The organism is Pseudomonas sp. PICF6 (assembly GCF_009831705.1).
Classification (GTDB): Bacteria; Pseudomonadota; Gammaproteobacteria; order Pseudomonadales; family Pseudomonadaceae; genus Aquipseudomonas; species Aquipseudomonas rhizophila.
In genome coordinates this window covers 66,146-70,563 of record NZ_WUUD01000001.1, presented here as the reverse complement: position 1 = coordinate 70,563, position 4,418 = coordinate 66,146, and the positions used below count along the sequence as shown (strand labels likewise).

Sequence of the window (4,418 nt, the reverse complement as noted above, 5' to 3'; positions counted from 1 at the left end):
TGCTCAAGCTGGAAATCACCGAGGGCATCGTGATCCAGAACCTGGACGACACCATCGCCAAGATGCGTCGCCTGAAAAAATTGGGAGTGAGCTTCGCCATGGACGATTTCGGGACCGGTTATTCGTCGCTGACCTACCTCAAACGTCTGCCGGTGGATACCTTGAAAATCGATCAGTCATTCGTGCGCGACGCCACCAGCGACCCCAACGATACCGAAATCATCCGCGCCATCGTCGCCATGGCCCGCAGCCTTGAGCTGGAGGTGATCGCCGAAGGTGTCGAAACCCCGGAACAACTGAGTTTCCTGCAGGGGCTGGGTTGCCATTTGTACCAGGGCTACCTGCACAGTCGGCCGTTGCCGCTAGACGCGTTTGAGCGACTGTTGCCCTGACAAAGGAGCCCGCAATGAGGGCTCCACTAATGAAAAAGGGCGCCAATGGCGCCCTTCTTCATTAGTTGCGATGCATCAGTTTTGCAGCGCGGGTTGTTGCTGCGCCCCGTTGATCGGGATGCGCTTGGCTTTCGCCTCTTCCGGGATCACTCGCAACAGGTCGATGCTCAACAGACCGTTGCTCAGGCCGGCGGATTTGATCTCGATATGATCGGCCAACCGGAAGGACAGCTTGAACGCACGCTGGGCGATACCCTGGTGCAGGTAGGTCACGCTGTCGTTGCTCGCTTCGCGCTTACCACCGCTGATGGTCAGCACACCTTTTTCCACTTGCAGGTCCAGGTCGTCTTCCTGGAACCCGGCGGCGGCAACCACGATGCGATACTCGTCATCGCCATGTTTTTCCACGTTGTAGGGTGGATAGCTACTGCCCGGTTCGTTGCGCAAGGCGGTTTCGAACAGGTCGTTGAAACGGTCGAAGCCCACCGAGGAACGGAACAGAGGGGCCAGGGAAAATGCAGTACTCATGATTCAAATCTCCTGAAAAGTTCAGCAAGGTTTTTTGTCTCCGCGACCCGAATTCGGCATCGCGTAATCCCTATCTAGGGACCGCCAAAAACTTTTCAAGAGGTTGTTTTGAAATTTTTTTCAGGCCGCTTCGGTGCGCTGCACGCCGAGCAAATGGCCTACCGCGTCCAGGTCGGTTTCCCGGCGCAGGGCGGTAAACAGCTCCACCGCTTCGGGATAATTGCGAGTCAGCATCGCCAGCCACTGCTTCAACCGGCCGGGCGCCTGGCGTGGGGTCAATTGCTCGACCACCTGCACCCAGAAGTCCTGGAGCATCGGTTGCAATTCGGCCCAGGACAGCTCGATCACCTCTTCACCGGCCCTGGCCGCAGCGATCTGCCGGGCCAGATCAGGACGGGAAACGAGTCCGCGGCCGAGCATGATGTCTTCCACACCACTGATCTCGCGGCACCGGCGCCAGTCTTCAACGCTCCAGATATCGCCGTTGGCGAATACCGGGACCTTGACCACCTCCTGAACCCGTGGGATCCACTCCCAGTGGGCCGGTGGTTTATAGCCGTCGGTCTTGGTCCGCGCATGCACCACAATGTGCGCCGCGCCACCTTCGGCCAATGCCGTGGCACAGACCAACGCCCCATCCGGGCTGTCGAAACCCAGGCGCATCTTGGCGGTAACGGGAATGTGCCTGGGCACCGCGCGGCGCACGTGCTCGACAATTTCGTTGAGCAGCTCCGGCTCTTTGAGCAACACCGCCCCACCCCGTGATTTATTCACAGTCTTGGCCGGACAGCCGAAGTTCAGGTCGATAACCTGCGAACCCAGCTCGCAGGCCAATGCGGCGTTTTCCGCCAGGCACACCGGATCGGAACCCAGCAATTGCACCCGCAGCGGTACGCCGGCAGCGGTCCGGGCACCGGTCAGCAGCTCAGGGGCAAGCTTGTGGAAATAGGCCGGTGTGAGCAGACGGTCATTGATGCGAATGAACTCGGTCACGCACCAGTCGATACCGCCAACACGGGTCAGAACGTCCCGCAGGATGTTGTCAACCAACCCCTCCATGGGCGCCAGGGCAATTTGCATGGAAAAACACACTCAACGAAAAACGTGCGGCAGTTTACCGGATTTTGCCCACAACATCGGAATTCACCACCAATCCCCTGTGGGAGTTGAGCTTGCTCGTGATAGCGCTGGGTCAGCTTGCATTGATACCGAATGTGCGGCCGTCATCGCGAGCAAGCTCGGCTCCCACACTGGATCCCGCGTGTTCACAGATTCTGCATCCACCACAGATCCCTGTGGGAGCGAGCTTGCTCGCGATAGCGCTGGGTCAGTCTATGAGAATGCCGGATGTCATCAGCGCAGGACCATAACCCTCGATGAACTCCGGCGGCATGCGCTTGGGTCTGCCAGTGGACAGTTCGATGCAAACAAAGGTGGTCTGGGCGCGCAGCAACGTGGTGTTGTCGCTGGGGCGAATCAGCTGGAAATGCCGATTCATCTTCAATCGCTGATCCCAGTCGACGATCCAGGTAGCCAGTTGCAGCTCGTCACCTTCGTAGGCCGCCGCCAGGTAATCGATCTCATGACGCACAACCGCCATGGCCCGGTCCAGCCGCCGATACTCCACCAGATCCAGCCCCAGGCGCTGGGAATGGCGCCAGGCACAGCGCTCAAGCCAGGTGACGTATACCGCGTTATTGGCGTGGCCCAGCCCGTCGATGTCTTCGGCATTTACCTGAAGATCAATAATGAACGGCGTTGCCCTATCCCAGCCCATGCCCCTCTCCCGGTCGAATTTGGTGGGGGCCAGTGTAACGGATCCGAGCTTGACCGCCATCGCGGCCAAGCCTCGCTCCCACAGATCAAGCCGATTGCCGCGCTTGCAGACTGCGCCCGGCCAGCAGGGATAACACGCCATCAATGACGCGAGGATCGGCCAGCACCCGCTGGTGGCCGCCCTGCGGCAAGCGCAGCAAGCGGCTGTCGAACCAGGCTTCGTGAATCAGTTGCGATTCCTTGACCGAAACGAAGGTGTCGTCCTCGGCATGGACAATCAGCCCGGGCACGTCCAGTTGGTAATGGGCGACATCCATCCTCGAAGCCAGCATGCCCACATCGTTTTCCACTTGGCGAATGAAGGCCGATCGCGCCTTGGGCGGCAGCCCCATCATCCGGGCGAACCCACGCAGCACGCCAAGAATGCGCGCAGGCGCCGCAATGCTGACCAGAGTCTCGGTCCGCAACCCCAGCTGAACCGCGAGCATGGCACTGGCACCACCCATGGAATGCCCAACCACGGCTTGCAGCGGTGGTAACTCCGCCGCGGCTTCGAGCATGGCCCTGGCGAACAGCAGGACATTGGCCTCGCGCCCAGGTGAGCGGCCATGGGCCGGGCCGTCCAACGCCACCACCGTGTAGCCGGCACCTACCAGCGCCGTGATCAGCGCGGCAAATTGCGTGGGTCGCCCTTCCCAACCATGCATCAACAAGACGGTCGGGCCTTTGCCCCAGCGCAGGGCGGACAGACCGAAGCGTAAGGTGATGCGCTCGGAGGTCGCCAGCAATGGCAACTCCCAATCCCTTGGCGGCAAGTCCCGGGGACGCATGAACAGCGATCGCATCTTCTTCGCCACCAGGCCCGGAGCCACCCATCCCAGCGTGCCATTGACACCACGAATCCAGCTAAACCTGTTCATCGCTCATCTCCAGGGCTTGCGCCTTAGCTCATCGCACCGCCGACTTGGCAGCGCGCAGCAACCGATCCGATAACTCTCCCGGGCCCAACGCTCGCGCCAAGGCCAGGCCGCCGACCATCAGGGCAATGTCAGCCAAGGCCTTATCGGCGTCTTCCGGGCTGGCCGCCAACTGCGCAACCATCAGCTCAATATGCTCATTGAGCACCTCACGAAACTCATCCGGCAGCCGCCCGAGCTCGCCGACCGATGCCGGGATCGGGCAGGCCAGATCGGTGGTATCACGGTGCTTGCGCGACAGGTAGAACGCGGCTGCCAGGGTTCGCCGCTCCTCACCGCTCAGCTCGGCATCCATCTCGGCGATCAGACCGCGACGCTGGCTGAGCAGTTGCTTGAATGCCTCGAGCATCAAGGCATCCTTGCTTTCGAAGTGGGCATAGAAACCGCCCACTGTCAGCCCGGCGGCGCCCATCACTTCGCCGACACTCGGCTCGGCCGGACCCCGCTGAATCAGCGCAGCACTGGCAGCCTTGAGTATGCGTTCGCGGGTTTGCGCTTTTTTATCGCTCATCGTTACCTCCGAATATTACGACTGAAATATTATCCATGTAATAATTTTCCGCAAGCGGAAATTTTGACCGCTGGTCAGAAGCATCGTTAAAGGAATTGAAGATTGGCCGAACGCCAGACAAACAAAAGGGTCATTCAAGAATTGAATGACCCTTATAAAATCCCGCAGAGCGGGTAATCGTGGCGTCCCCTAGGGGACTCGAACCCCTGTTACCGCCGTGAAAGGGCGGTGTCC

6 protein-coding genes are annotated in these 4,418 nt (G+C 60.2%); 1 reads left to right on the top strand and 5 read right to left on the bottom strand.

Annotated elements, in window-relative coordinates; genetic code table 11:
* Positions 1-392: EAL domain-containing protein (locus GSM73_RS26590; RefSeq protein WP_256676613.1), on the top strand; the 392-nt coding region annotated here is incomplete at its 5' end.
* Positions 393-467: 75 nt separating this feature from the next.
* On the opposite strand, the gene GSM73_RS00280 is transcribed toward GSM73_RS26590, so the two are convergent.
* The 5 genes from GSM73_RS00280 to GSM73_RS00260 form a co-directional block, all read right to left on the bottom strand.
* Positions 468-920, bottom strand: coding sequence for an Hsp20 family protein (locus GSM73_RS00280; RefSeq protein WP_047229249.1), 453 nt, complete (start codon positions 918-920; stop codon positions 468-470).
* Positions 921-1,040: 120 nt separating this feature from the next.
* A complete protein-coding gene (locus tag GSM73_RS00275; protein ID WP_047229250.1) occupies positions 1,041-2,000 on the bottom strand; it encodes a tRNA-dihydrouridine synthase in 960 nt (319 codons plus the stop codon).
* A gap of 247 nt (positions 2,001-2,247) precedes the next feature.
* On the bottom strand, positions 2,248-2,697 hold the full coding sequence (locus GSM73_RS00270; RefSeq protein ID WP_047229251.1) for a thioesterase family protein: 450 nt from the start codon (positions 2,695-2,697) through the stop codon (positions 2,248-2,250).
* Positions 2,698-2,782: 85 nt separating this feature from the next.
* A complete protein-coding gene (locus GSM73_RS00265) occupies positions 2,783-3,616 on the bottom strand; it encodes an alpha/beta fold hydrolase (protein ID WP_160891275.1) in 834 nt (277 codons plus the stop codon).
* A 28-nt stretch (positions 3,617-3,644) separates the two neighbouring features.
* Positions 3,645-4,184: a TetR/AcrR family transcriptional regulator gene (locus tag GSM73_RS00260; RefSeq protein ID WP_160891273.1), complete on the bottom strand. Its 540-nt coding sequence runs from the start codon at positions 4,182-4,184 to the stop codon at positions 3,645-3,647.
* Positions 4,185-4,418 lie beyond the last annotated feature (234 nt).

Bases quoted from the DNA above. Each gene is read 5' to 3' on its own strand.
- GSM73_RS00280 (WP_047229249.1), bottom strand. From the start codon at position 920: ATGAGTACTGCATTTTCCCTGGCCCCTCTGTTCCGTTCCTCGGTGGGC.
- GSM73_RS00260 (WP_160891273.1), bottom strand. From the start codon at position 4,184: ATGAGCGATAAAAAAGCGCAAACCCGCGAACGCATACTCAAGGCTGCC.
- GSM73_RS00275 (WP_047229250.1), bottom strand. From the start codon at position 2,000: ATGCAAATTGCCCTGGCGCCCATGGAGGGGTTGGTTGACAACATCCTG.
- GSM73_RS00270 (WP_047229251.1), bottom strand. From the start codon at position 2,697: ATGGGCTGGGATAGGGCAACGCCGTTCATTATTGATCTTCAGGTAAAT.
- GSM73_RS00265 (WP_160891275.1), bottom strand. From the start codon at position 3,616: ATGAACAGGTTTAGCTGGATTCGTGGTGTCAATGGCACGCTGGGATGG.